Origin of the sequence: Nocardioides sp. NPDC059952 (assembly GCF_042730435.1) — a bacterium.
GTDB lineage: Bacteria > Actinomycetota > Actinomycetes > Propionibacteriales > Nocardioidaceae > Nocardioides.
Genome location: NZ_JBHWLY010000089.1, coordinates 1 through 23,807, shown reverse-complemented (window position 1 = coordinate 23,807; position 23,807 = coordinate 1). Strand labels below are relative to the sequence as shown.

At 70.2% G+C, this 23,807-nt stretch carries 25 protein-coding genes; 14 read left to right on the top strand and 11 right to left on the bottom strand.

Translation table 11 applies throughout. The features are described 5' to 3' along the window. Nucleotides 1-49: 49 nt before the first annotated feature. From ACFV9G_RS26640 to ACFV9G_RS26630, 3 genes are read right to left on the bottom strand one after another with little or no spacing between them, the layout of a single operon-like run. Nucleotides 50-850: an SDR family NAD(P)-dependent oxidoreductase gene (locus ACFV9G_RS26640; RefSeq protein ID WP_378731755.1), complete on the bottom strand. Its 801-nt coding sequence runs from the start codon at nt 848-850 to the stop codon at nt 50-52. Then, on the bottom strand, nt 850-1,182 hold the full coding sequence (locus ACFV9G_RS26635) for a ferredoxin (protein WP_378731753.1): 333 nt from the start codon (nt 1,180-1,182) through the stop codon (nt 850-852). The genes ACFV9G_RS26640 and ACFV9G_RS26635 overlap by 1 nt, the downstream gene beginning before the upstream one ends. After that, nucleotides 1,182-2,339: a Rieske 2Fe-2S domain-containing protein gene (locus tag ACFV9G_RS26630; RefSeq protein ID WP_378731751.1), complete on the bottom strand. Its 1,158-nt coding sequence runs from the start codon at nt 2,337-2,339 to the stop codon at nt 1,182-1,184. The genes ACFV9G_RS26635 and ACFV9G_RS26630 overlap by 1 nt, the downstream gene beginning before the upstream one ends. Before the next feature lie 186 nt (nt 2,340-2,525). On the opposite strand from ACFV9G_RS26630, the gene ACFV9G_RS26625 reads away from it, so the two are divergent. The 13 genes from ACFV9G_RS26625 to ACFV9G_RS26565 all read left to right on the top strand — a co-directional run bounded on the left by ACFV9G_RS26625 (nt 2,526) and on the right by ACFV9G_RS26565 (nt 14,238). Then, on the top strand, nt 2,526-3,134 hold the full coding sequence (locus tag ACFV9G_RS26625; protein ID WP_378731748.1) for a TetR family transcriptional regulator: 609 nt from the start codon (nt 2,526-2,528) through the stop codon (nt 3,132-3,134). Nucleotides 3,135-3,182: 48 nt separating this feature from the next. Beyond that, on the top strand, nt 3,183-3,929 hold the full coding sequence (locus tag ACFV9G_RS26620; RefSeq protein ID WP_378731746.1) for an SDR family NAD(P)-dependent oxidoreductase: 747 nt from the start codon (nt 3,183-3,185) through the stop codon (nt 3,927-3,929). 51 nt (nt 3,930-3,980) lie between these two features. Next, complete coding sequence (locus ACFV9G_RS26615; protein WP_378731744.1) at nt 3,981-4,757, top strand: SDR family oxidoreductase; 777 nt, start codon at nt 3,981-3,983, stop codon at nt 4,755-4,757. 16 nt (nt 4,758-4,773) lie between these two features. Continuing rightward, nucleotides 4,774-5,646, top strand: a complete 873-nt coding sequence (locus ACFV9G_RS26610) for a MaoC/PaaZ C-terminal domain-containing protein (RefSeq protein ID WP_378731741.1) — start codon at nt 4,774-4,776, stop codon at nt 5,644-5,646. After that, nucleotides 5,643-6,257, top strand: a complete 615-nt coding sequence (locus tag ACFV9G_RS26605; protein ID WP_378731739.1) for a PaaI family thioesterase — start codon at nt 5,643-5,645, stop codon at nt 6,255-6,257. The genes ACFV9G_RS26610 and ACFV9G_RS26605 overlap by 4 nt, the downstream gene beginning before the upstream one ends. A 172-nt stretch (nt 6,258-6,429) precedes the next feature. Next, nucleotides 6,430-7,383, top strand: a complete 954-nt coding sequence (locus tag ACFV9G_RS26600; protein ID WP_378731736.1) for an ABC transporter permease — start codon at nt 6,430-6,432, stop codon at nt 7,381-7,383. Beyond that, nucleotides 7,376-8,410, top strand: coding sequence for an ABC transporter permease (locus ACFV9G_RS26595; RefSeq protein WP_378731734.1), 1,035 nt, complete (start codon nt 7,376-7,378; stop codon nt 8,408-8,410). Before ACFV9G_RS26600 ends, ACFV9G_RS26595 begins: the two co-directional genes overlap by 8 nt. Further along, nucleotides 8,407-9,402 carry an ABC transporter ATP-binding protein gene (locus ACFV9G_RS26590; RefSeq protein ID WP_378731732.1) on the top strand — a complete coding sequence of 332 codons (996 nt, stop codon included), beginning with the start codon at nt 8,407-8,409 and terminating at the stop codon, nt 9,400-9,402. Before ACFV9G_RS26595 ends, ACFV9G_RS26590 begins: the two co-directional genes overlap by 4 nt. Beyond that, nucleotides 9,402-10,409, top strand: a complete 1,008-nt coding sequence (locus ACFV9G_RS26585) for an ABC transporter ATP-binding protein (RefSeq protein ID WP_378731730.1) — start codon at nt 9,402-9,404, stop codon at nt 10,407-10,409. The genes ACFV9G_RS26590 and ACFV9G_RS26585 overlap by 1 nt, the downstream gene beginning before the upstream one ends. A gap of 7 nt (nt 10,410-10,416) precedes the next feature. After that, nucleotides 10,417-11,844 (top strand): amidase, encoded by a 1,428-nt coding sequence (locus tag ACFV9G_RS26580; RefSeq protein WP_378731728.1) that lies wholly within the window; start codon nt 10,417-10,419, stop codon nt 11,842-11,844. A gap of 12 nt (nt 11,845-11,856) precedes the next feature. Next, on the top strand, nt 11,857-12,576 hold the full coding sequence (locus ACFV9G_RS26575) for a sulfite exporter TauE/SafE family protein (RefSeq protein ID WP_378731726.1): 720 nt from the start codon (nt 11,857-11,859) through the stop codon (nt 12,574-12,576). A 20-nt stretch (nt 12,577-12,596) separates the two neighbouring features. After that, on the top strand, nt 12,597-13,616 hold the full coding sequence (locus ACFV9G_RS26570) for an App1 family protein (RefSeq protein ID WP_378731724.1): 1,020 nt from the start codon (nt 12,597-12,599) through the stop codon (nt 13,614-13,616). 118 nt (nt 13,617-13,734) lie between these two features. Further along, nucleotides 13,735-14,238, top strand: a complete 504-nt coding sequence (locus tag ACFV9G_RS26565; RefSeq protein WP_378731722.1) for a hypothetical protein — start codon at nt 13,735-13,737, stop codon at nt 14,236-14,238. A gap of 54 nt (nt 14,239-14,292) precedes the next feature. Here the strand turns inward: ACFV9G_RS26565 and ACFV9G_RS26560 are convergent, their stop codons facing one another. From ACFV9G_RS26560 to ACFV9G_RS26540, 5 genes are read right to left on the bottom strand one after another with little or no spacing between them, the layout of a single operon-like run. Continuing rightward, nucleotides 14,293-15,138 (bottom strand): PaaX family transcriptional regulator C-terminal domain-containing protein, encoded by an 846-nt coding sequence (locus tag ACFV9G_RS26560; protein ID WP_378731720.1) that lies wholly within the window; start codon nt 15,136-15,138, stop codon nt 14,293-14,295. After that, nucleotides 15,135-17,507: a bifunctional salicylyl-CoA 5-hydroxylase/oxidoreductase gene (locus tag ACFV9G_RS26555; RefSeq protein WP_378731718.1), complete on the bottom strand. Its 2,373-nt coding sequence runs from the start codon at nt 17,505-17,507 to the stop codon at nt 15,135-15,137. Before ACFV9G_RS26555 ends, ACFV9G_RS26560 begins: the two co-directional genes overlap by 4 nt. Next, entirely contained in the window at nt 17,504-19,156 is a 1,653-nt protein-coding gene (locus ACFV9G_RS26550) for an AMP-binding protein (RefSeq protein WP_378731716.1), read from the bottom strand. The genes ACFV9G_RS26555 and ACFV9G_RS26550 overlap by 4 nt, the downstream gene beginning before the upstream one ends. Beyond that, complete coding sequence (locus ACFV9G_RS26545) at nt 19,153-20,067, bottom strand: acyl-CoA thioesterase (RefSeq protein WP_378731714.1); 915 nt, start codon at nt 20,065-20,067, stop codon at nt 19,153-19,155. The genes ACFV9G_RS26550 and ACFV9G_RS26545 overlap by 4 nt, the downstream gene beginning before the upstream one ends. Then, on the bottom strand, nt 20,064-20,510 hold the full coding sequence (locus ACFV9G_RS26540; protein WP_378731712.1) for a cupin domain-containing protein: 447 nt from the start codon (nt 20,508-20,510) through the stop codon (nt 20,064-20,066). Before ACFV9G_RS26540 ends, ACFV9G_RS26545 begins: the two co-directional genes overlap by 4 nt. Nucleotides 20,511-20,597: 87 nt before the next feature. On the opposite strand from ACFV9G_RS26540, the gene ACFV9G_RS26535 reads away from it, so the two are divergent. After that, a complete protein-coding gene (locus tag ACFV9G_RS26535) occupies nt 20,598-21,035 on the top strand; it encodes a RidA family protein (RefSeq protein ID WP_378731710.1) in 438 nt (145 codons plus the stop codon). Here the strand turns inward: ACFV9G_RS26535 and ACFV9G_RS26530 are convergent. The 3 genes from ACFV9G_RS26530 to ACFV9G_RS26520 form a co-directional block, all read right to left on the bottom strand. After that, nucleotides 20,992-21,972, bottom strand: a complete 981-nt coding sequence (locus tag ACFV9G_RS26530; RefSeq protein WP_378731708.1) for a bile acid:sodium symporter family protein — start codon at nt 21,970-21,972, stop codon at nt 20,992-20,994. The genes ACFV9G_RS26535 and ACFV9G_RS26530 overlap by 44 nt on opposite strands. A 101-nt stretch (nt 21,973-22,073) precedes the next feature. After that, nucleotides 22,074-23,456 (bottom strand): glycoside hydrolase family 28 protein, encoded by a 1,383-nt coding sequence (locus ACFV9G_RS26525; RefSeq protein WP_378731705.1) that lies wholly within the window; start codon nt 23,454-23,456, stop codon nt 22,074-22,076. 196 nt (nt 23,457-23,652) lie between these two features. Further along, on the bottom strand, nt 23,653-23,807 hold a 155-nt coding region (locus ACFV9G_RS26520; RefSeq protein WP_378731757.1), incomplete at its 5' end, for a superoxide dismutase [Ni].

Sequence of the window (23,807 nt, the reverse complement as noted above, 5' to 3'; positions counted from 1 at the left end):
GGCGGGGATCCGGATCGGATCCCCGCCGCTCTCGTCGTATCCCGATGCTTCAGGTGCTCGACGGTGGGAGCAGCCTCTTCGACTTCTCCAGGGCGTCCCGCACCAGGGCCGAGCGGTCGTGGCCGCTGCGGATCTCGGCGACCTTCTGGTTGCCCTCCGCGACCTGGACGGGACCGTCCTGGAGCAGCGACAGGGCCTGGCGGGCGACGTCGTCGGGCTCGGAGACGTGCATGCCGGGGACGTCGAAGTTGAGGCCGGCTCGCTCCATCGCCGGTGTGCGGGTGACGCCGAGGACGAACTCGAGGACGTCGACGTCGTAGTCCTGCATCTCCAGCCACAGACTCTCGGCGAAGACCCGGCAGAACGACTTCACCGCGGCATAGATGCTGATCTGGGCGGAGCCCATGTAACCGGCGAGCGAGCCGACCAGCAGGATGCCGCCACGGCGCCGTTCGCGCATCGGCGCACCGAACAGCTGCACCAGGGCGAGCTGCGCGGTGATGTTGAGGTCGATGACACCCTGGAACCGGTCGAGGTCGCCGGTGACGAACTCGTGGCCGTAGGTGTTGGCGCCGGCGTTGAAGACGAGCAGGCCGACCTCGATGTCGTCGGTGACCTCGGCGATCCGCTTGGTCGCGTCGGCGTCGGTCAGATCCACCGCCAGCGTGCGGACCTCGGCACCGAGCTCACGGCAGGCGGCCGCGGTCTCCTCCAGGGGGCCGGGCTTGCGGGCCAGCAGGACCAGGTCGAGACCGGCCTCGGCGAGCTGCCGGGCGAAGGACGTACCGACTCCTTCCGAGCCGCCGGCGATGACGGCCCAGGGGCCGTGGCGTTTCAGGTCGACGCCCATCAGGCGTTCACCTCCGTGTCGTGATGCGCTGCGGGGTTGGTCTTGAGCGGGGTGTCGTCGATGACCGTGAGGTCGCCGCGTACGGCCGCCTCCCGGATCGCGTCCCGAAGGGCGGCGCATCCCGTGAACGTCGCCCCGTTGGGGCCGGGTCGTGGGGACGAGGCACGCCGCTCCACGCAGGCCGCGAGGGCGGCCTCGCTCCACTGGATGCTGGTCTGGTCCCACGAGCTCTTCCGGACCTGGACGTGCCCCTCGCAGGTCCCGCAGGTCACGGGCTGCATGGGGGCGTCGTCGAGCCGGACATCGGGGCGGACGTCGGGCCGGACGGCCATCACACCGGCTGGCCGGAGGCGGCCGCCCGCTGGGCGATGTTGGCCTCGACCTCGGCCCGCCAGGCCTCGTTGGGTTTGGTCGTGTCGATCTCGAACTCGAAGCGCTCCGTCATCTCGGGGGCGATGTCGGCGATGTCGACGTAGAACTGCTGGTACCAGCGGCGCAGCTGGTAGACCGGGCCGTCCTCCTCGCACAGCAGCGGGTTCTCGATCCGCGCCTTGTTGCGCCAGATCTGGACGTCCTGCTCGAAGCCGATCCGGATGAAGTCGCCCAGCTTGCGCGCGGTGGCGGTCGCCGCCTCGTCATCGACCCCGGCCGGCTTCTTCGTCATGATCCCGTACTGCAGCACGAACGAGTTCTCGTCGATCGGGTAGTGGCAGTTGATCAGCGTCGTCGGCATGTCGTTGCCGTCGCTGTAGTGGTAGGTGACGTCGTCGATCATGAACGACGGGCCGTAGTAGGCAGCCGTGGACGTCGTCCCGGTGCTCTTCGGGCCGTTGCCGCTGTTCTGCGGCCGGGCGATGTCCTCGCGTCCCTGGCCGGTCATCAGCTGGGTGGCGACCGTGCCCTCGAAGATGTTCTTGAAGTACGTCGGGAAGGTGAAGTGCACGTAGAAGAAGTGCGCCATGTCCACGACGTTGTCGACGATCTCGCGGCAGTTGGAGCCCTCGATCGTCGTGGTGTACCAGACCCAGTCCGTCCACTCGGGGTTGTCGTAGCCCGGGATGCGCGGGATCACCGCGTCCTCGGTGGGCGGGTTCCCCTCCGGGTCGTTCCAGACGAAGAGCATGCCGTCCTGGATCATCGTCGGCCAGGCGGCGGTCCGGGCGCGCAGCGGAACGCGGCGGGCGTACGGGATCTGCTTGCAGCGGCCGTCACCGCCCCAGCGCCAGTCGTGGAACGGGCAGGCGATCTCGTTGCCCTTGACCGTGCCCTGTGACAGGTCGCCGCCCATGTGGCGGCAGTAGCCGTCGAGGACGTTGACGGCCCCGTCCTCGCCGGTGAAGACGACGAGCTTCTGGCCGAATGCGTTGACCTGGTGTGGGGTGCCGTCCTCGAAGTCACGTGCCAGCCCCAGACAATGCCAGCCCCGGGCGAACCGGGTGGGGGGCGGCCCGGACTCGATGTGGCGGACCTCGTCTCCGACTGTGGTCATCTGCTCTCCTCGAGCTCGGCGCGTCGGCAGGCGTGCGCCGGGCGCGGGATTTCTGGGTCCTCGCAGTGTCGGTCAACGCCCAGCGGTCCCGGGGCGTCGATTCCACTGACCGGTAACATGCAGTCGGATCGACGTCGTCGGAGCAGACCATGGACACGTCGCGGTCGCCATCGGAGGGAGCCTGCTTTGCCACGGATCGCCGAAGGTAGGCCTGCGGCCAAGCCGAGCTCGACCGAGCAGAAGGACCGTCACCGGCGCATCCTGCGTGCGGCCGCCCACCTGGGTGCCGAGCACGGCTTCGACCACGTCCAGATGAACGACGTGGCGAAGGAGGCGAACGTCGCGATCGCGACGCTCTACCGCTACTTCCCCTCCAAGGTCCACCTGTTCACCTCGGTGATGCGGTGGCGCGTCGGTGCCTACGAGCTCGAGGAGACGCCGACGGTCGACGACCCCGCGGGCGGTGTCGCCGACCTGCTGATCCGGATGAGCCGCGAGATGTCTCGGACGCCGAAGCTCGCGCTGGCGATGATCCAGGGAAACAGCATGTCGTACGCCATGGGGAGCCGCGACTCGGCGCTCGACGACGAGCGGTTCACCCGGATCGTCCAGCACGCTGCCGGCATCGCCGAGGCCACGCCCGACACCGCACGGCAGATCCGTCTGATCGTCTCCTGCTGGTTCGGAACGCTCGTCTCCCTGCTCAACGGTCGCTTCTCGATGGGCCAGGCCGAGGACGACATCCGTGCCGCCTGCGCGTTGCTGCTCCGGCCCCTGGAGCCCGACTCCCGCTGACCGGTGATCACGGCGACCCGAGGTCGTGATCGTCCCTAGCCTCGCGCCATGCAGAGGTTCAGCGGGACCAACGTCATCGTCACCGGCGCTGCGTCGGGCATCGGCCGAGCCACGGTCGTCCGGCTCGTGTCCGAGGGCGCGGCGGTGTTCGCCGTCGACCGCGACGCCGCCGGGCTGGCCGACACCAGGGCCGCGGCGTTCGGGATCGGTCGCGTGGCGACCTCGGTCGTCGACGTGACGGACGAGGAGGCGGTCGTTGCGGCCGTCGCCGCGGCGCGCACCGATCTCGGCAGCGTCGAGGTGCTGGTCAACGTGGCCGGCACGCACCGGACCACGCCGATCGCGTCGCTGTCGGTCGCCGACCTGCGCGACCTGTACGAGATCAACCTCGTCGGCACGGCCGTCTTCTGCCGCGAGGTCGTACCCCTTCTCCCCGACGGCGCGGGGGTGATCGTCAACGTCGCCTCGACCTCCGCTGCCCACGGCAGTCCCTACATGTCGGCCTACTCGGCCTCGAAGGGCGCCGTCCTCGGCTTCTCGCTCAGCCTGGCCGCAGAGCTGGTCGGGCGGGGGATCCGGGTGGTGCCGATCTCCCCGGGGACCGTCGACACCCCGCTCACGCGGACCGTCGCGATGCAGCCCGGGATCGACCTCAGCGCCTTCGACCGGATCCGGTCGCCCCTGGGGGCGGCTCGGCCCGAGCAGATCGCGGGCGCGATCGCCTTCGCCGCCTCACCCGATGCGTCCTACCTCACCGGCGTCGACCTGCGGGTCGACGGTGGCTCGCACATCTGACCGTCCAGCACAGCCGACAGCCCAGCTCACACCCAGCAACGGAGGAAGTCCATGCCTCGTACCACTGCCGTCACCGGCTCCGCATCCGGGATCGGCGCCGCACTCGTGAAGTCTCTCGAGGCCCGTGGTGACCGCGTCATCACCGTCGACCGGGTCGACGCCATGGTGGTCGCGGACCTGGCCACGCCCGAGGGGCGCGCGGAGGCCGTCGCGGCCGTCACCGAACGATGTGGTGGGGTGCTCGACGGCCTGGTGACCTGCGCCGGCACCTCGGTCCCCAGCCCCCTCATGGTCGAGGTCAACTACTTCGGCACGGTCGAGCTGGCCGCCGGTCTCCAGCCTGCCCTCGCCGCCGCCGAGGCGGGTCGGGTGGCGGTGGTGGGTTCGATCTCAGGCACTCAGCCGAACGACGCCGAGCTCGTCGACCTGTGCCTCGCGGGCCGTACGACGGACGCCACCGCGCGCGCCGCCCTGCTGGTCGAGCAGGGCACGCCGACGCTGATCTACCCCTCGACCAAGTCGGCGCTCGCCCGCTGGGCACGCACCACCTGCGTCTCGCCCGGCTGGGCCGATGCCGGCGTCCCGCTCAACGTGGTCGCGCCGGGGGTCGTCCTCACCCCGATGAGCGCAGGCCTGATGGACGACCCCAAGATGCGCGCGGTGATGGACGCCGCGGTGCCGATGCCGCTCAACGGGTACGCCCCGCCCGAGGCGCCCGCCGAGCTGCTGGCCTGGCTGGTGAGCGAGGCGAACAGCCACGTGACCGGGCAGGTCGTCTACGTCGACGGCGGCGCCGAGGCGACCCTGCGCCCGGCCGACCACTACTGATCGGGGGCCGCGACCGATGCCGATCGACCTCACCACCGCGCTCGCCGCGCCGCCCGCCGTACGCACGATCTCGTGGACCCGGCGCGACGTGCTGCTCTACCACCTGTCCCTCGGTGCCGGCCGGGACGCCGCGGTCGACCCGGAGCTGGCCTACACCTACGAGCGTGACCTCCAGGTGCTGCCGACCTTCGCGGTCGTGGCGGGCCGGACCATCTCGGCCGGCGACGAGGCGTCCGCGTCCGCGATGCGGGTGCCGGGCATCGACGTAGACCTTCGCCGGATCCTGCACGGCGGGCAGGGACTCACCGTGCACCGGCCGCTCCCCGCGGCAGGCACCGCCGAGCTGAGCACCCGGGTCGCCGATGTCTGGGACAAGGGCAAGGCGGCTGTCATCGTCCTCGAGCACAGCGTGGCCGACGCGGACGGACCGCTGTGGACTGCGCGGATGCAGGTCTGGGCGCGCGGCGAGGGTGGGTTCGGTGGCGAACCCGGTCCCGACACCACCTGGGACAGGCCCGGCCGGGCCCCCGACCACGTGATCGAGAGCCCCACCTCACCCGGGCAGGCACTGCTCTACCGGCTCAACGGCGACCTCAACCCGCTGCACATCGAGCCGGCGTTCGCCGCGTCCGCCGGCTTCGACCGGCCGATCCTGCACGGCCTCGCGTCGTACGGCATCGTCGCCAAGTCCCTCGTCGACGGCCCGCTCGGAGGTGACGCCACGCGCCTGCGGGACATCTCCGTCCGGTTCGCCGGGACCCTGGTTCCCGGCGAGACGATCCGCACCTCGGTCTGGAGCGACGACGACCGCCTCGTGTTCTCGGCGAGCTGCCCGGAGCGTGAGGGGCAACCGGTGCTCACCCACGGGACCGTGGGGGTGAGCCGATGACGCCGTTCGCGCTCACCGCGGTGCCCGACGACTCGGGCATCGACACGGCCGTGGCTGCCGTACGACGCCTCTCGGCCGCACTCCTTGCCGCAGGTGGTCGGGTCGACCTCGATCTCGACGACCTCTCCCGGCGCCTGACCGCGATGGCGCTCGAGGTCGAGAACCTCGCCCCCGAGCTCGCCGAACGGATGATCGACATGTGGTCAGGGGAGGGAGTGACCCGGCACGACCCGGTGACCGGACCGGAAAACGCCGTCGCCCCACCGCTCGTGCTCGCCGCGGAGCCGGACGGCTCCGTCGCCGGCACCGTGAACCTCGGCATCCCGTATCAAGGGCCGCCCGGATGCGTACACGGCGGCATCAGCGCTCTGCTCCTCGACCACACCCTCGGCGTGGCGAACGCGCACGCCGGTACGTCCGGCATGACCGGCACGCTGACGGTGCGCTACGAGAAGCCGGTGCCGCTGCACACCGACCTCGTCGTACGCGGCTGGCAGGACCGCGTCGAGGGCCGCAAGATCTGGTCCGGCGGCTCCATCACCGCCGGCGACGTGGTCCTGGTCCGGGCCGAAGCGCTGTTCATCGACACCCATCTGGCCCGTCCGCGGTGACCGTCCGAAGGCGGCCGAGCACGTGCTTCCGGTCAGCGGGAAGTGGTGTGTCGCCCATCACATCCGCCGCCCTACGCTGCGACCTGTTCCGGGGAAGTGACCCCGACACCCATCTGAAGGGATGCGACCTGATGGCGTTCGTTGCGCGACATGCCGGGCCGGGGACGGCCCGATGACACGCCGCCTCCTGATCCGGGCCGGCGAGCTGGTCGCCGTCCTGCTGCTCGTCAGCTTCGGTGTGTTCATGATGGTCGCGCTGATGCCGGGCGACCCCGCCGTGGCGATCCTCGGCGAGGGGCACACCCCGCAGGAGTACGCCGCCGTCCGCACCGAGCTCGGCCTGGACAGCAACGTCTTCGCCCGCTACCTCGAGTGGCTCGGCAGTGCGCTGCAGGGTGACCTCGGCCAGTCCCTGGTCCCGCCGGAGAACGAGGTGATCGATCGGGTCCTCGCGGCGCTGCCCGTCAGCGTGGAGCTCGCCGCGCTGGGCCTGCTGATGGCGCTGCTGCTCGCGATCCCGCTGGCGATGTGGAGCGCCTCGCACGAGGGCGGCCTGGTCGACCGGGCGATCGGCGCGTCCATGTTCGCGATCCTGTCGGTGCCGTCGTTCCTCGGTGGCCTGCTGCTGATCGCGGTCTTCGCCAACGGTCTGGGCTGGTTCCCGCGAGCTCAGTGGGTGCGCTTCGCGGAGAATCCGCTCGACAACCTCTACCACGCGTTCCTGCCCGCGCTCACCATCGCGCTGATGGAGCTGGCGCTGTTCACCCGGGTGCTGCGCAACGACCTGCTCGTGACCCTCAACGAGGACTACATCCTCGCCGCGCGCGCCAAGGGGATGCCGCCGATGCGCATCCTGATCCGCGACGCGCTGCGCCCGTCCTCCTTCTCGCTGGTCACGCTGCTCGGGATCAGCATGGGCCGACTGATCGGGAGCACCGTGATCGTGGAGTACCTCTTCGCGCTGCCCGGGATGGGCAGCCTCGTGATCAAGTCCGCCAACCAGGGTGACTTCCCGATGGTGCAGGGCGCCGTGCTGCTGATCGCGGTGATCTACGTCGTGATCAACGCCGGGATCGACCTCTCCTATGGCTACCTCGACCCAAGGACTCGCCGTGCTCATGCCTAGGAAGACCCTCACCGGAACGAAGCTCTCCGCGCGCCCCCTCGGCGCCCTCGGCGCCGGTCTGGTCGTCGCCGGCCTGGCCCTGCTGGTCCTCGGCTGGGCGACCCCGCTGCCGCTGTTCGCGAAGGCCGCGCTCTTCGTCGCCGGGATCATCGTGCTCCCGCAAGGGCTCGGCCGAGTCGTCTGGGCCGTACGCGGCACCCGACCCGACATCCTGCTCTGGTTGTGCAGCGGGTGGCTCGTGCTGCTGGCCGTCGTGGCCCTGCTCGCTCCGGTGCTCCCGCTCGGCGAGCACATCGACGTGGTGAAGGCCCTCGATGCACCGATCTACGAGCCGCCCAGGCTGCTCTCGGAGTATCCGCTCGGCACCAACAACTACGGCCTCGACATGCTCGCCCGCTCGATCTACGGAGCGCGTACGTCGCTCGTGATCGCCCTCGCCGCCGTCGCGATCGGAACGGTGGTCGGTGGCAGCATCGGTGTGATCGCGGGCTTCCTGCGCTCCGGCGTCGACAGCGTCGTCGGCGTCTTCACCAACGCGATGCTCGCGGTCCCGCCGCTGGTGATGCTGATCGCGCTCGCCACGGTGCTCGACCCGAAGCTGCGCAACATCGCCTTCGCGCTGGCGCTGCTCACGATCCCGAGCATGATCCGGCTCGCACGAGCCAACACCATCGCCTTCGCCCAACGGGAGTTCGTCCTCGCCGCGCGGGCGATGGGTGCGACGAAGCTCCGCATCATGTGGCGCGAGCTGGTGCCGAACGTCGTCCTGCCGGTCTTCTCGATGATGGTGGTGATGATCTCGGTGCTCATCGTCGCCGAGGCCTCGCTCAGCTTCCTCGGGTTCGGCGTCCAGGCGCCGGCCCCCACCTGGGGAAACATGATCGCCGAGGCCGAGGGCGGAACCATGGAGGAGTACCCGCACATCGTGCTGGTGCCGGGCGCCTTCCTCTTCCTGACCGTGTTCTCGTTCAACCTGCTCGGCGAGAAGGCACAGAAGCGCTGGGACCCAAGGAGTGCGAAGCTGTGAATGATCAGGCCGTTCTCGAGGTCGAGGACCTCCGAACCGAGTTCCGGACGCCGCGAGGCGTGGTCCGTGCCGTCGACGGTGTCTCGCTCAGCCTCCGCTCGGGCGAGACGCTGGGGATCGTGGGTGAGTCCGGCTCGGGGAAGTCCGTGCTCGGCCGCACCATCATGGGCCTCGTCACCAGCGACCCCACCACGACGGTGACCGGCACGGTTCGCATCGGTGGCCATGATGTCCACGCTGCGAGCGCCAAGGAGCGCCGGAGCATGTGGGGAACGCAGGTCGCGATGGTCTTCCAGGACCCGATGACCTCGCTGAATCCCGTCAAGCGGGTGGGTACTCATCTGACCGAGGCGCTGCGCCTCCATCTGCGGTTGGACAAGAAGGTCGCCAAGCAGCGTGCGACCGAGCTGCTCCGTCAGGTCGGCATCCCCGATCCCGCACGTCGGATGACCCAGTTTCCCCACGAGCTGTCCGGCGGCATGCGACAGCGGGTGGTGATCGCGATGGCGCTCTGCTGTGATCCGAAGCTGCTGATCGCCGACGAGCCGACGACGGCTCTCGACGTGACCGTGCAGAAGCAGATCCTCGATCTGCTCACCTCGCTGGCCGAGAGCAGGCAGATGGCGACGATCCTGATCAGCCACGATCTCGGCGCTGTCGCCGGTCGCACCGACCGGGTGCAGGTGATGTACGCCGGCCGCGTGGTCGAGCGCTCGGAGACCGCAGACGTCTTCGACGGTCCGCGCCATCCCTACACGGAGGGCCTGCTCGCCTCGATCCCGCGCCTCTCGGACCCGCCTCACACGACGCTGCGGACGATCGTCGGATCTCCGCCGAACATGGCCGACCCACCGGCGGGATGCAGATTCGCTCCGCGCTGTCCGTACGCGCAGGACCGCTGCCGTGCGGAGCAGCCCGAGCTGGTCGACGTCGGGGTCGCAGGTCGATCGCACGTCGCTGCCTGTCACTACGCGCTCGAGGAGGTCGGCTGATGGCCGGAAGCGGAACCGCACACCTGCGCCCGGAGCAGGATCCGGTGCTCAGCGTCGACGAGATGGTCGTCGAGTTCCCGATGGGCCGCGGCCAGAAGGTGCATGCGGTCTCGGGTCTCAGCCTCGACCTGCTGCCGGGGGAGACTCTCGGCATCCTCGGCGAGTCCGGCTGCGGCAAGTCGACCGCGGGCCGGGCCGTCATGCAGCTGCCGTCGCCGACGTCGGGCACGGTCCGGCTCGGCGACCGTGAGCTGACCGGGCTCGGCGCCCGGCCGCTGCGCCGAGCCCGCTCGCGGATGCAGATGATCATGCAGGACCCGACCTCGTCGCTGAACCCGCGTCGCAAGGTCAAGGACCTGGTCACCGAGGGCCTCTCGATCTGGGGCTTCGAGGGGACGAAGGCCGAGAAGGAGGCGCTGGTCCGCGAGACGCTCTCCGCCGTCGGCCTCGACCCGGAGATGGTCTGGGACCGCCGGCCGCACGAGCTCTCCGGTGGTCAGTGCCAGCGGGTGTGCATCGCCAGGGCTCTGATGATGAACCCGACGGTCCTCATCTGCGACGAACCCGTCTCCTCGCTCGACGTCTCGGTGCAGGCACAGATCCTCAACCTCCTCGAGCGCACCAAGGAGCGCTACGACCTGAGCATGGTGTTCATCGCTCATGACGTATCGGTCGTGAAGAACATCAGCGACCGGGTGATGGTCCTCTACCTCGGCAAGGCGTGCGAGGTGATCCCGTCCGGACGGATCGATGCCGATGCCGCCCATCCCTACACGCAGATGCTGCTGGCCTCGATCCCCGGTGCCGGTGACCGTGAGATCAGCGCGGCTGCCGCTTCCGGAGAGCTGCCGTCACCGCTCGACCCACCATCAGGCTGCCGGTTCCGCACCCGGTGTCCCCTCGCCACCGAGCGATGTGCGGCCGAGGAACCTGAGCTGCGTGAGGTACGCCCCGGTCAGTACGTCGCCTGTCATCACCCCGTCGTCGAGCCCAGGATCGAGGAGTGAGTCACCCATGAGCACACCAGCGCTACCCGACGCCATCGCCACCGCGGCCGCCATCCGCGCCGGCGAGACCAGCGCCCGCGAGGTGGTCGAGCAGAGCATCCGCCGGATCGAGAAGCTCGATCCACAGCTCAACGCCATGGTCGGCACCCGCTTCGACGAGGCGCTCGTGGAGGTCGACTGCGGCCTTCCCGAGGGGCCGCTGAGCGGCGTACCCGTCGTCATCAAGTCGCTGGCGGCCGACGTCGCCGGCCTGCCGACGACCGGGGGAAGCCGGCTGTTCGCCGACGACGTCAAGGCCGAGGACAGCGAGCTGGTGCGGCGCTACAAGGCCGCGGGCATGGTCGTGCTCGGCACCACGAACACTCCCGAGCTCGGCAAGAACGGCAGCACCGAGCCGCTACTGCACGGCCCGAGCCACAACCCCTGGGAGCTCGGGCACTCGACCGGCGGGTCCAGCGGCGGGTCCGCCGCGGCGGTGGCCGCCGGCCTGGTGCCGGTCGCGCACGGCAACGACGGTGGCGGGTCGATCCGCATCCCGGCGGCGGCGTGCGGCCTGTACGGCCTCAAGCCGAGCCGGGGCGTGATCCCCGGCGCCCCGTACCCGTCGACGCTCGCCGGGCCGACCAGCGTCCACCATGCCTTGACGACCACGGTCCGCGACTCGGCGCTGCTGCTCGACATCTCCGCCGGCCGGGTGCCCGGCCAGGCCTCGTACGGCCCGAACGCCCCCGCGGACGGCTACCTCGCCTGCGTCGACCGCGAGCCCGGCCGGTTGCGGATCGGTCTGGCGACCGTGGTCCCGGACGGCCCCGACGTCGATCCCGCGGGCGTGGTCGCGGTACGCCGCACCGCGGACCTCCTCACCGACCTCGGGCACGAGGTCGTCGAGGTCGCGCTGCCGGTGGCCTACCCCGAGTTCGCGCGCTGGTCGGGCGTGATGATGGGCGCCAACCTCGTCGCGCACGTCGACGACCGGCTCGCCGACCTCGGCCGTGAGCTGCGCGAGGACGACATCGAGCCCTTCACCCGGGTGATGTACGAGCGCTACTCGGCGATGCCGCTCGCCGACCTGCTGCGTGCGCTCGAAGGGTTCGAGCAGGTCGGCTTCGCCACGGCGCAGCTCTTCGACGGGCCGGAGGGCGTCGACGCCGTGCTGACCCCGACTCTGTGCATGCGCACTCCCGAGCTCGGCGTCCTCGACACGACGCAGCCCGAGGTGATGTACACCGTGGCACCGGCGATGGCGGGCTTCACCAGCCTGGTCAATGTGACCGGCGGCTCGGCGATGTCGGTGCCTGCGGGGTTCGATCCCGACGGGCTGCCTCTCGGCGCCCACTTCTTCACCGACCTCGGTGGCGAGCCGCTGCTGCTGTCGCTGGCCGGCCAGCTCGAGCGTGCCACGCCGTGGCCGCGGCACGCGCCGCTCGCCGGCTGAGCCGGAGCGACGTTGGTTGAGCTGCTCACCCTCGCCGGGGTCGCGATGCTGGTCTTCGTCGTCGCGGCGCTCGTGCAGGCGGTGACGGGGTTCGGGTCCGTCCTCGCGGCGCTTCCGGGTCTGCTCCTCGTGACCGACCCGACCCGTGCCGTGGTCGTGGCGACGATCGTCAGCATGGTCCTCACCGCGGGTATCGCGGTGCGCGAGCGTGCCTTCATCGACCGGCGCGACAGCCTGCTGCTGACCGTGACGGGGATCGTCGGGATGCCGCTCGGGCTGGTGCTGCTGGAGGTGGCCGACGAGCGTCTGCTCTCGGCCGGGATCGCCGTGGTGATGCTGGTCCTGGTGCTGCTGATGGCGCGTACGCCGCAGATCGGACGTCGCGGTCTCCCGATCGTCGGCATCGTGAGCGGGGGACTGCTGACCTCGACCGGGATGAACGGCCCGCCCCTGGTGATGGCCCTCATCGACCGCGAGCCGCGTCGCTACCGGGCGACCCTCCAGGCGGTGTTCGCGGGTCAGGACCTGGTCGCGGTCGCTGCTTTCGCGCTGCTCGGCCACGTCGACGCACAGGTGCTGGTTCTGTCTCTGGGCGGCGTTGCCGGGCTGCCCATCGGGTGGTGGTTGGGCGATGCCATCTTCAAGCGGGTACCGCCGGGCAGACTGCGTCCACTCGTCATCGGGACGCTCGCCGTCTCGGCGGCTGCCGTACTCGTCGGCGCCCTCACCTGACCCGGCCCTAGGCTGGGGCCATGTCGGCAGGTCGATGGATGCTCGGGCTGGAGCGCGCGTGGGACGCGGCGAGATTCCGCCGGGCGGGCTCGCGGGTACCGGCGGACTTCCGGATCAAGTGCTATGGCGGGCACGGGGGTGTCGAGGGGATCGTCGTACGCGGCCGGGTCGTCGACGACCCACCGCCATCGGAGGCGGCGGAGGGCGAGGGCGTGGGGGCCGCCGCACGCCGGATGGTCCGTCACTTCGTGACCGACGAGCTGCCGGGTGTGCCACTGCGGATCACCGTGGGCGACGCCGCGGTGGATGCGGTCACCGACGAGGACGGCTACTTCGTGGCTCGGCTGCGGCCCGACCCGGAAACGCTGGAGTCCCCATGGACCCGAGGCACCGTCGAGCTGGCCGGTGACTACCGTGGTCTGGTCGGCGACCACCGAACCACGGTGGAGGTCCGCGTTCCCGCCGGTGAGGCGAAGTTCGGCGTGATCTCCGACATCGACGACACGATCCTCGAGACCGGGGTGCAGCGCGTCGGGCGGATGGTGCGGCAGACCCTCACCGGGTCGGCGCTCACGCGCACCCCGTTCCCTGGTGCCCCCGAGCTCTACCGCGACCTCGCCGCTCGCGCGAACCCGGTCTTCTACATCTCCTCCAGCCCGTGGAACCTGTATGCGTTCCTGGACGCCTTCGTGCGCCACCGCGACTTCCCCCGGGGCCCGCTGCTGCTGCGCGACCTGCTCGGCAGTGCCGGCGGCAGGGAGACCAAGACCGGGCGCATCGACGAGGTCCTCGCGCTCCACCCCGACCTTCCGTTCGTCCTCCTGGGCGACTCCGGTGAGCACGATCCGGAGACCTATGCCGACACCGTCCGCCGCCATCCCGGGCGGATCCTCGCGGTCTACATCCGCGAGGTGCGGCTCGATCCTCACGACGGCCGGGTCGAGAGCGTGTGGAGCACCATGGGCGACGAGGTGCCGCTCGTGCTCGTCGCCGACAGCGAGGCCGTACGCCGCCACGCCACCGGTCTCGGCCTCCTCTGAGGACGGTGCTGGCGGGTTCTGAACACCGGACCGGGGTGCTGCACCGGGCGTAGCATGGGCATGCGCCGTGCGCATCGACCGGGGGGCGGCGCAGTCGTCGGCGACACCGGAGGGCCCTGTGAACAAGGCTTTGCTGAATTCCCTGACCGAGAAGGAAGCAGCTCTCGTCCGTGAGGCGGAACCTGCCGCCCTGCGCGAGCTCGATGAGGACCAGCTGCTCGAGCTGCACGAGCGGGTGAGGCGCGAGCGCACCAAGCACCTGAAGGTCTACCGCCGCGGCGCCAGCGCCGCGGTGGAGAGCGTCGGCGGACGCGGTAAGGCCTACGACCAGAACCAGCGCGCCAGGGCCAAGGCGGAGGTCTTCGAGTCCGTGCTGGCCCAGGTCAGTCGACAGGTCAGCGCGGCGGCGAGGAAGGCCTCGCAGGAGCTGCGGGCCGAACGGATCGCCGCGGCGAAGGCCGCCACCAGCGCCGGGCCACCTCAGACAGCTCCCGCGAACGACGGGGGCACACCTGTGCCCAGCACGCGGCGGGACGCGACCCGGACGACCGGAGGCCTCAAGCGTGACGCGTCCTCGCGTGCGCAGGGCGCCCGTCGCCAAGGTGCGCGCGACGCGCGCTGAGCACGGTCCGGTTCCGCGGGTCTCCTTCAGGTCGTACGTCCTGGGCTCACGCCGTCAGCGTGCTGACCACTGAGCGCTCGCGTGCGCCAGCGCGGGCTTCTCGAGGGCTTCGACCAGGCGCTCGAACAGCGCGACTGCGGCGGGTGCGCTCCAGTCCGGGGCGAGGACGTCGTGGGGCAGGCCCGGGTCGCGGAAGGGGAGCTTGCGCCACTGGCCGACGACGTCGAGGTAGGTCACGAAGGCGTCCTGGCCTGACGGGGTAGCGTTCTGCAGCTGCCCGGTGAGAGCGCTGTGGGCGGCGACGAAGTCACGGTAGCTCTGGTCGATCGCCTCGAGGTCCCAGCTGCTGTAGAGGAGCTCGGTGAGGTCCTGGGTGCCGTGGTAGCCGCCGACGAAGATCGCGGCGTAGGACTCGAGCCCGAGCTCGGTCACCGCCCGCTCGGCGGCGTCGCGCATCCGCGCGGGCGCGATCCACAGCGCGGTGCCGACGTTGCCGAAGCCGAGGTGGGAGAGGTGGGCGCGCAGCTGGTGTCGCTTGGCCCGCAGCGACTCAGGAACGCCGAAGTTCACGATGCACCAGCCGTCGGCCAGGTCCGCGGGCGTGCGAGCGTGCCAGATCACCTCGTCGCCGGCGGCGAGGGTGGTCAGGGCGGTCTCGGTGAGGGCGTAGCCGCGGGTGCCCGCGCGGGTCTCCGAGTCGAGCCAGCCGTTCCGCTTGAGGCGGTGGACGGCGGTGCGTACCGAGGGGGCGTCGAGCCCGACCTGCGCGAGCAGGTCGATCGCGCCGGCGATCGGCATCCAGTCTCCGAGCGGTCGCACGACCGCGCCGAGGAACGTCACCACGGTGGTGCGCGATCGTCGGTTCTGCTGGCTTGCCGGTGCGGCCTCCGCCGTAGTCACGTGCGGCATTCTGCCGGATTCTCCACAGATGCCCCGGGCGTCCACCGCACGTGGACATCGTCGGTCTCGCCGGCCCTGAGCAGCTGCAGCCGAGGCGGGATCTTGTCGCTGCGCGACGTCGGCGGCTTGCGCTGTCCGGCGGCCCACGGGACCGGCCAGTCGGCGCCGTCGCCGTGGTAGTCCTGCTCGGCAGCGGCATGCAGCGTCCAGCTGGGATCGAACAGGTGGGTGCGGCCGAGCGCACAGAGGTCGGCACGGCCCGCGAGCAGGATCGAGTTGACGTCGTCGTACGACGAGATGGCACCCACCGCGATCACCTTCGCGCCGGCCTTCTCGGCGACCAGGTGACGGATCTTGTCGGCGAACGGGGTCTGGTAGGAGCGACCGAAGGCGGGCTTCTCGTCCTTGCTGACCTGGCCCGACGAGACGTCGATGGCGGCCGCGCCGTGCTCGACGAATGCGCGGGCGATCTCGACCGCATCCTCGTCGGTGTTGCCGTCGGGCATCCAGTCGGTCGCGGAGATCCGGACGGTCACCGGGATGTGGGCCGGCACCGTCGCGCGGACCGCGTCGAAGACCTCCAGGGGGAACCGGAGCCGGTTGCGCAACGGTCCGCCATAGGCGTCGTCGCGGTGGTTGGCGACGGGCGAGAGGAACGAGCTGAGCAGGTAGCCGTGCGCGGCGTGGACCTCGATCAGGTCGAAGCCGGCGTCGACGGCGCGTCGCGCCGCCGAGACGAAGTCCGCGACCACTGTGTCCAGGTCGGCGCGGGTCGCCTCGCGCGGGACGTGACAGCCCTCGCCGTAGGGCAGCGGGGAGGGGCCGATGACTTCCCAGTTGTCGTGGTCGAGCGGCTCGTCCATGCCGTCCCACATCAGCTTCGTGGAGCCTTTGCGGCCCGAGTGGCCCAGCTGCATCCCGATCCTGGCGGTGGAGTGGCGGTGCACGAAGCCGGTCACGGCTCGCCACGCGTCGCGCTGCGCGTCGGTCCAGATGCCCGGACAGCCGAGGGTGATCCGGGCCTCGGGGGAGACGCAGGTCATCTCGGTCATCACCAGGCCCGCGCCGCCGAGTGCCTTCGAGCCGAGATGGACCAGGTGGAACTCGTCGGGGACGCCGTCGGTCGCGGAGTACATGTCCATCGGCGAGAGCACGACCCGGTTCTTCAGCTCCAGTGCGCCGATGCGTACCGGCTGGAACATCGCCGGAGCCACCTCGCGGGCACCTTGGTGGCGGGCGAACTCCGCCTCCATCCGGTGCGCGAAGTCGGCGTCGCGCTCCTTCAGGTTCTCGAAGGTGATCCGGCGCGAGCGGGTCAGCAGGTTGAAGACGAACTGGGCGGGGTCCTGGTCGGCGTACATGTCGATGTTCTCGAACCACTCCAGCGAGGCCTGGGCGGCCCGCTGGGTCGACTCCACCACCGGCTTCCGTTCGGTCTGGTACGCCTCGAGCGCCTCGTCGAGGGAGGGGTGCTCGTGCAGGCACGCGGCGAGGGCGAGGGCGTCCTCCATGGCCAGCTTGGTGCCGGAGCCGATCGAGAAGTGAGCGGTGTGGGCCGCATCGCCGAGCAGCACGACGTTGCCGTCGTACCAGCGCTCGTTGCGTACGGTCTGGAAGCTGATCCACCGGGAGTTGTTGGTCAGGATCGCGTGCCCGCGGAGCTCGTCGGCGAAGATCTCGGCGATCCGGTCGACGGCGTCCTCGGTGCGGTCCAGGCCGGCGCGGCGCCAGACCTCCTCGCGCATCTCGACGATGAACGTCGAGCCGCGCTCGGAGAAGGGGTAGCCGTGGATCTGCATCGTGCCGAACTCGGTCTGCAAGACGTTGAACTGGAACGCCTCGAAGACCAGGTCGGTGCCGAACCAGATGTACTTGTTCCGCCGGCGGTCCAGGCTGGGGCCGAACCTGTCGGCGTACTTGGTGCGGACGGCCGAGTTGACCCCGTCCGCGGCCAGCACCAGGTCGTACGAACCCCGCAGCTCGTCGGGGTCGGGAGCAGGGGTGCGGAAGTGGACGGTCACGCCCAGCTCGGCGACCCGCTCCTGCAGGATCTGGAGCAGGTCCTTGCGCGACATCGCGGCGAAGCCCTGCCCGCCGACGGTGAAGGAGTGCCGCGCGCCCTGCCGGTCGGTGAGGCCGACGTCGATGTCGGTCCAGCGGGCGAACAGCTCCTCCATCCGGTCGTGCACGACCTGGTCGGCGCCCTCGATGCTGCCGAGGGTCTCGTCGGAGAAGACCACGCCGAAGCCGAACGTGTCGTCGGGGGCGTTGCGCTCCCAGACGGTGATCTCGTGGCTGGGGTCGAGGGTCTTCATCAGCGTGGCGAAGTAGAGCCCACCGGGTCCACCTCCGACGATCGCGATCCTCATGTCCCGCCCGTCCCGCTCTCCGAGGCGATCATCTGGCGCAGCTTGAAGTGCTGCAGCTTGCCGCTGGTGTTGCGTGGCAGGGACGCGACGAAGCGCACGTCGCGCGGGTACTTGTAGGGAGCCAGCCGCCCCTTGACGTACTGCTGGATCTCCTCGGCCTTCGCGGGGTCGCCGTCGACGCCCTCGCGGAGCACCACGAACGCGCAGACGATGGCGCCCCGGTCCGCATCCGGTCCGCCGACGACGCCCGCCTCGACCACGTCCGGGTGGGTGCCCAGCACCTCCTCCACCTCGGGGCCGGCGATGTTGTAGCCCGAGGAGACGATCATGTTGTCGGTGCGCGAGCGGTACCAGTAGTAGCCGTCCTCGTCGCGGACGAAGGTGTCGCCGGTGACGTTCCAGCCGTTGACGATGTAGCCGCGCTGGCGCTCGTCGTCCAGGTAGCGGCAGCCGACCGGGCCGATCACCGCGAGCCGCCCCTCGACGCCCGGCCCGACCTCGTTGCCCTCGGCGTCCAGGATGGTGGCGCGGTAGCCGGGCACCGGCTTGCCGGTCGCCCCCGGCCGGATCTCGTCGCCGGCCGCGGAGATGAAGATGTGCAGCATCTCGGTGGCACCGATGCCGTCGATGACCCGCAGCTCCAGCTTGCGCTCGAGCTCCTCCCAGGTCGCCTGGGGCATGTGCTCGCCCGCGGTGACGGCGACGCGCAGCCCCTTGAGCTGCTCGATCGCACCGGACTTGAGGATCTGCTTGTACGCCGTCGGCGCGGTCGCGAGCGCGGTGACGCCGTGCTCCGCGATCAGGTCGGCGAGCTGGACCGGCGAGGCGGCCTCGGTGAGCAGGGCGCAGGCCCCGGCCCGCAGCGCGAAGACGACCAGCATGCCGAGCCCGAAGGTGAACGCGAACGGCGCCGTGCACGCCACGACGTCGCTCGGCTCCAGCCGCAGCGTCGCCCGGCCGAAGGTGTTGTCGATCGAGAGGATGTCGCGGTGGAAGTGGGTGGTGATCTTCGGGACGCCGGTCGTCCCCGAGGTCGGCCCGAAGAGTGCGACGTCGTCGGCCGCGGTGTCGACCGCGGTGAAGTCGGCGGGCTTGGCCAGGATCCGCCGGGTCAGGTCGTCCTCGGCGTCGCCGCCGTAGGCCACCACCGTGAGGTCGGGCGCGACGGTGTCCCGGACCGCGTGGACGTCCTCGACGAACCGGTGGTCCACCAGCGCGACCGCGGGCCGGGTCCTCTCGACGATCGGCCCGAGCTCGGTCGCCCGCAGCGCGGCCATCGTCGTCACGACGATGCCCCCGGCCTTGAGCGCGCCGAGCCAGGCCGCCACCGTCCACGGGTTGTTCGGGGAGCGGAGCAGCACCCGGTTGCCGCTGACGAGACCCAGGTCGTCGACCAGCACGTGGGCGATCTGGTTGGCCCGGGTGAGCAGCTCGCCGTAGGTCCACACCGTGCCGTCCGGGGTGCGGAGGGCAGGACGGTCCGGGCCGTGCTGCGCGACGGTCGCGTCGATGAGCTCGGTCGCGGCGTTGAGACGCTCGGGGTAGTCCAGAAGCGGCGTGGTGAACTCCAGGGTCGGCCACTGCTCGGCCGGCGGCAGGTGGTCGCGGGCGAACGTGTCCTGGTGGCCGCTCGGGCTCAGCTCGCTCATGACGCCGCCCCTGCCGCGCGGATCATGCCCTCCTGGACGACGGTCGCGACATGCACGCCGTCGGTGGTGAAGAACCGCCCGATCCCGGTCCCGCGGCCGTTCTCGACCGAGACCGCCTCCTGGGCGTAGAGCAGCCAGTCGTCCATCTGGACCGGCCGGTGGAACCACATCGCATGATCGAGGCTGGCGGTCACAAGCCCTTCGTCGGCCCACGCCAGGCCGAGCACCCGCAAGGCCGGCTCCAGGATCGTGTAGTCGCAGACGTAGGCGAGCGCCGCGGTGTCACGCTGCCGGTCGGTCAGCCCCTCGACCGGTCGGAGGGTGTCGTACGGCTTGACCCAGATGGCCTGGTGCGGCGACCGCTCGCCCTCGACGGTCAGGTAGACCGGACCCGGCACGTGTCGCATGTCGAAGCTGCGCCCGCCGGACCAGTACGCCTTGGAGGTCTCGGTCATCGTCCCGCCGGTGCGGTCGGCGAGATAGGCCGCGGACGTCGGCACCGTCTCGGGACCGGGGATCCCGGCCGGCATCGTGGCTTCGAAGCTGCCGCTCGGCTCGCCGGCTGCGAAGCTCGCCAGGCAGACGTACACCGGCTTGCCGTTCTGGAAGCCGCGCACCTGCCGGGTGCTGTAGCCGCGCCCGTCGCGCAGCACCTCGACCTCGTAGCGGACCTCCGCGCCGATGTCGACGGGCCGCATGAAGTAGGAGTGCATCGAGTGCATCGCCTTGCCGTCGGTCACGGTCCGGGACGCGGCGACGAGCGCCTGCGCGACCATGTCGCCGCCGTACGCCTTCGGCCACGGGCAGGGCTGGGTGGTGGCGGTGAAGGCGAGGTCGAAGATCTCCGCCTCGCACTCCTTGAGGGTGACGGCGTCCGTGAACACGGTGCTCGTCTCCGGGCTCGAGGTCATGGCCGGTCCGCCCAGTCGCGGAGGTCGGCGTCGTCGACCTGGGGAAGGTTGATGACGATGTTCTCGGGCGTGCGGGTGGTCATCCAGGTCAGCGGGTGGTTGCGGTCGAGGTTGCACTCGACGTGCGGCATGAACGGCGGCACGAACACCCAGTCGCCCTCGGACATGTCGAGGTAGTCCTCGAACTTCTCGCCGAAGTAGATCCGGGCCCGGCCGGACAGCACGTAGCCGCCGGTCTCGGCCTCGCCGTGGTGGTGGGGGACGGAGCGGTAGCCGGCGAGGTTGTGCACCTTGCCGAACCACAGCTTGGTCGCGGGCGTGTGCTGGATGCTGACGCCGCTGATCCGGGTGGCGCCCTCGCTCTGCCCGGTCAGGTCGGGCTCGAAGCCGGCGCGGGTGACGACCGGGACGACGAGACCGGAGGTGTCGGAGATGGGGTCCATGTGAGGTCCTGTCCGTTCGATTCAGGATGTGTTTCATTTTCTGCACGAACGTTGTAGGAATGTCAATAGATGCCCTACGGTCGAATCATGAACACGGACCTCACACCCGTAGCCGTCAACCCCGCGGCGCTGCCCGCGCCGCGCGGCTACTCGCACGGCACGCTCAGCGGCAACACCCTCCATCTCGGCGGGCAGACCGCGCTGGACGAGAACATGCAGATCGTCCCCGGGGGAATCGTCGAGCAGTTCCGGCAGGCGTTCGGCAACGTACTGACCACGTTGCGGGAGGCCGGCGGCATCCCCGAGGACCTGGTCTCGATCACGATCTTCCTGACCGACATCCCCGACTACCAGGCGCACGGCAAGGAGATCGGCGCCGTCTGGCGCGAGCTGGCCGGTCCGGTCTACCCGGCGATGGCGGGGATCGGGACGACGGCGCTGTGGCAGCCGGAGGCGATGATCGAGATCCTCGGCGTCGCCGTCATCCCCGACGACCGGCTGGTGCGTCCACGGTCTGCGGAGTGACCTCGTCGCCTTCGACGGGACGCCGCGACCAGTAGCTCGCCAGGATCGAGCCGGACACGTTGTGCCAGACCGAGAAGATCGCGGCAGGCAGTGCCGCGGCCGGCGAGAAATGGACGGTGGCGAGCGCGGCCGCCAGCCCGGAGTTCTGCATGCCCACCTCGATGCTGATGGCGCGCCGGCTCGAGACCGGCATGCCGCACAGTCGCCCGACCGCGTACCCCAGACCCAGGCCGGCGACGTTGTGCAGGACCACGGCGAGGACGACCAGAAGGCCGACCGAGAGCAGGGTGGAGGCGCTTCCGGCCACGACGGCGAGCACGACCCCGGTGATGCCGGCCACCGAGATCAGCGGAAGTACGTCGATGACCTTCTCGATGAGCCGCGGCAGCAGCAGTCGGAGCACCAGTCCGAGGAGGACCGGGACGAGCACGATCTCCACGATCGAGACGAACAGGTCGCTCGCGGAGACCGGCAGGTCCTCCCCGATCAGGAGGAGGACCAGCAGGGGCGTCAGCAATGGCGCGAGCAGCGTCGACACGGAGGTCATCGCCACCGACAGCGCGGTGTCGCCGCGGGCGAGGTACACCATGACGTTGGAGGCGGTGCCGCCGGGCGCGCAGCCGACCAGGATCATGCCCGCCGTGAGCACCGGGGAGAGGTTGAGCGCGTTCGCGATTCCCCAGCCGAGCAACGGCATCACGGTGAACTGGGTGGCGACACCCAGCAGCAGCGCCCACGGTCGCCGGCCGATGATGGCGAAGTCGACGGGCCGCAGCGTCATGCCCATCCCGAGCATGATGATCTGCAGCAGCAGCGGCACCTGGGCCGCCCACCCGTCGAAGGTGCTGGGGGTGGCCAGCGCGACGGCGCCGGCGACCAGGACGATCAGAGCGAACCAGCGCCCCACGAAGGCGCTGACCTGTCGGACTGTGTTCATGCTCTTCCTTCCGAGACGATGGGTACGGAGTCGACCCGACGACCCGCCCGCCGCGAGATCCTCGCAGGAGGTGCGCGGCGGGCGAGGGCGGGGGATCCGGTTCAGGAGAGCCAGTCGAGCTCTCCGTCGACGTACTGGTCGCCGAACCGCACGTTGTCGAAGCGCAGGTCCTCGACGTTCTCCAGGACCATCGGCGTCTCGACCTCCTCGGCCGTGACATCACGCAGGGTGACGTCGCTCAGTGGTGCGTCGGCCGGGCCGTGGACGTCGAGCCCGGTCGTGGCGGAGGCGACGGTGATGTCGGAGAAGACGATGTCGCGGTAGACCGGCGGGTAGTTCCCGCCGAGCTCGCCGGGGTAGTCCAGCTGGAACCAGATGAAGGTCTCGAAGCTGCCGATCTCCATGTTGCTCACCCGGATCTTCTCGACCGTGCCGCCGCGGTCGAGGTTGCCCTTGAACCGGATCGCCGAGGCGCCGTCGCGCAGCACGTTGTCGGTGAAGTAGACGCCCTTGATGCCACCGGACATCTCGCTGCCCAGGGCGATGCCGTCCTCGCCGCCCATGTCGTTGCGGCGGATCACGACGTTCTCGCTGGGCCGGGCGATCGTACGTCCGTCGAGGTCACGTCCCGACTTCACGACCACGGAGTCGTCGCCGGTCCGGAAGCGGTTCTCCTCGATCAGTACGTCGGTGCTGGAGTCGACGTCGATGCCGTCGTTGTTGGCCCGGTGGCTGTCGACGTCGAGTCCGCGAACGGTGGCCTGGTCGGTGTAGACGAGGTGGTTGATCCAGAACGGTGAGTTGGTGACCCGGTAGTCCTCCAGCAGCACCCGCTCGGCGTGGAAGAACTGGATGGCGCTCGGCCGCAGGAACGTACCCTTCCCGAAGACGCGCTCCTCGACCGGTACGCCGTCGAAGCCCATCTGGCGCAGCCGCAGCTGATCCGGCTTCTCCTGCTCCTTCCAGGCGTGGAACTCGGAGTCCTCGTTGCCGTCGATCGTGCCCGATCCGGTGATGGCGACGTCGTGCACATCGTTGGCGTAGATCAGCGGGGAGTAGCCGTTCAGCTCGGTGCCCTCCCAGCGCGTACGCACCACGGGCAGGTAATCGTCCGTGTCGGTCCCGAACAGCAGCGTGGCCCCTTCGGAGACGTGGAGGTCGATGTTGCTCGCCAGGTGCACCGGACCCTCGGAGAGCCAGGTGCCCTCGGGGAGTACGACCCGGCCGCCGCCGTCGGCCGACGCCTTCTCGATCGCGGCCCGGATCGCCGGGAGCGCGTCGGTCGTGCCGTCCCCGACGGCGCCGAAGTCGGTGATCTCATAGTCGCGGTCCGGGATCGAGGGCTCCTCGATGCGGTCGACGATCCTCGCGATCGCGGCGGCATCCGGGCCACCTCGGACCTGGCCCGACTTCCGGTCCGCGGCGGCGGGCGTGGTCACGGTCAGCGAGCCGACCAGACCGAGGGCGAGCAGTAGGGGTGTCACACGCTTTCGACTACGACGCATCGGTGCTCCTCGAAGGCTTCGACGGTGGCCGGGCCACCGCGAGGGGGATTGTGGCACTTGTCACACTAGTGACGTACTTGTCATACGTCTATGCCTTCGGGGGCAGCGGAACGCGGAAGAAGCCAGGTTCCGGCGTGTGCCGGAACCTGGCTTCTCCTGAATCGGCGGTCGTTCCTCAGGCCTTCTTGGTCGCCCAGAAGATCTCGGCGATCTCGTCGATCTTGGCGAGGAGCTGGTCGGCGACCTCGATGTCGAGGGTGCCCTTGGTGCCGGAGGCGCCGGCGAGCTTGGTGGCCTCGTTGACGAGGGTGTGGAGCTGGGGGTAGGCCT

What these genes read in the sequence shown, in the direction of transcription:
- ACFV9G_RS26530 (WP_378731708.1), bottom strand. Translation starts at nt 21,972, where the DNA reads ATGAACACAGTCCGACAGGTCAGCGCCTTCGTGGGGCGCTGGTTCGCT.
- ACFV9G_RS26605 (WP_378731739.1), top strand. Translation starts at nt 5,643, where the DNA reads ATGACGCCGTTCGCGCTCACCGCGGTGCCCGACGACTCGGGCATCGAC.
- ACFV9G_RS26540 (WP_378731712.1), bottom strand. Translation starts at nt 20,510, where the DNA reads ATGGACCCCATCTCCGACACCTCCGGTCTCGTCGTCCCGGTCGTCACC.
- ACFV9G_RS26600 (WP_378731736.1), top strand. Translation starts at nt 6,430, where the DNA reads ATGACACGCCGCCTCCTGATCCGGGCCGGCGAGCTGGTCGCCGTCCTG.
- ACFV9G_RS26535 (WP_378731710.1), top strand. Translation starts at nt 20,598, where the DNA reads ATGAACACGGACCTCACACCCGTAGCCGTCAACCCCGCGGCGCTGCCC.
- ACFV9G_RS26630 (WP_378731751.1), bottom strand. Translation starts at nt 2,339, where the DNA reads ATGACCACAGTCGGAGACGAGGTCCGCCACATCGAGTCCGGGCCGCCC.
- ACFV9G_RS26615 (WP_378731744.1), top strand. Translation starts at nt 3,981, where the DNA reads ATGCCTCGTACCACTGCCGTCACCGGCTCCGCATCCGGGATCGGCGCC.
- ACFV9G_RS26595 (WP_378731734.1), top strand. Translation starts at nt 7,376, where the DNA reads ATGCCTAGGAAGACCCTCACCGGAACGAAGCTCTCCGCGCGCCCCCTC.
- ACFV9G_RS26635 (WP_378731753.1), bottom strand. Translation starts at nt 1,182, where the DNA reads ATGGCCGTCCGGCCCGACGTCCGCCCCGATGTCCGGCTCGACGACGCC.
- ACFV9G_RS26585 (WP_378731730.1), top strand. Translation starts at nt 9,402, where the DNA reads ATGGCCGGAAGCGGAACCGCACACCTGCGCCCGGAGCAGGATCCGGTG.
- ACFV9G_RS26610 (WP_378731741.1), top strand. Translation starts at nt 4,774, where the DNA reads ATGCCGATCGACCTCACCACCGCGCTCGCCGCGCCGCCCGCCGTACGC.
- ACFV9G_RS26620 (WP_378731746.1), top strand. Translation starts at nt 3,183, where the DNA reads ATGCAGAGGTTCAGCGGGACCAACGTCATCGTCACCGGCGCTGCGTCG.
- ACFV9G_RS26580 (WP_378731728.1), top strand. Translation starts at nt 10,417, where the DNA reads ATGAGCACACCAGCGCTACCCGACGCCATCGCCACCGCGGCCGCCATC.
- ACFV9G_RS26570 (WP_378731724.1), top strand. Translation starts at nt 12,597, where the DNA reads ATGTCGGCAGGTCGATGGATGCTCGGGCTGGAGCGCGCGTGGGACGCG.
- ACFV9G_RS26555 (WP_378731718.1), bottom strand. Translation starts at nt 17,507, where the DNA reads ATGAGGATCGCGATCGTCGGAGGTGGACCCGGTGGGCTCTACTTCGCC.
- ACFV9G_RS26545 (WP_378731714.1), bottom strand. Translation starts at nt 20,067, where the DNA reads ATGACCTCGAGCCCGGAGACGAGCACCGTGTTCACGGACGCCGTCACC.
- ACFV9G_RS26550 (WP_378731716.1), bottom strand. Translation starts at nt 19,156, where the DNA reads ATGAGCGAGCTGAGCCCGAGCGGCCACCAGGACACGTTCGCCCGCGAC.
- ACFV9G_RS26640 (WP_378731755.1), bottom strand. Translation starts at nt 850, where the DNA reads ATGGGCGTCGACCTGAAACGCCACGGCCCCTGGGCCGTCATCGCCGGC.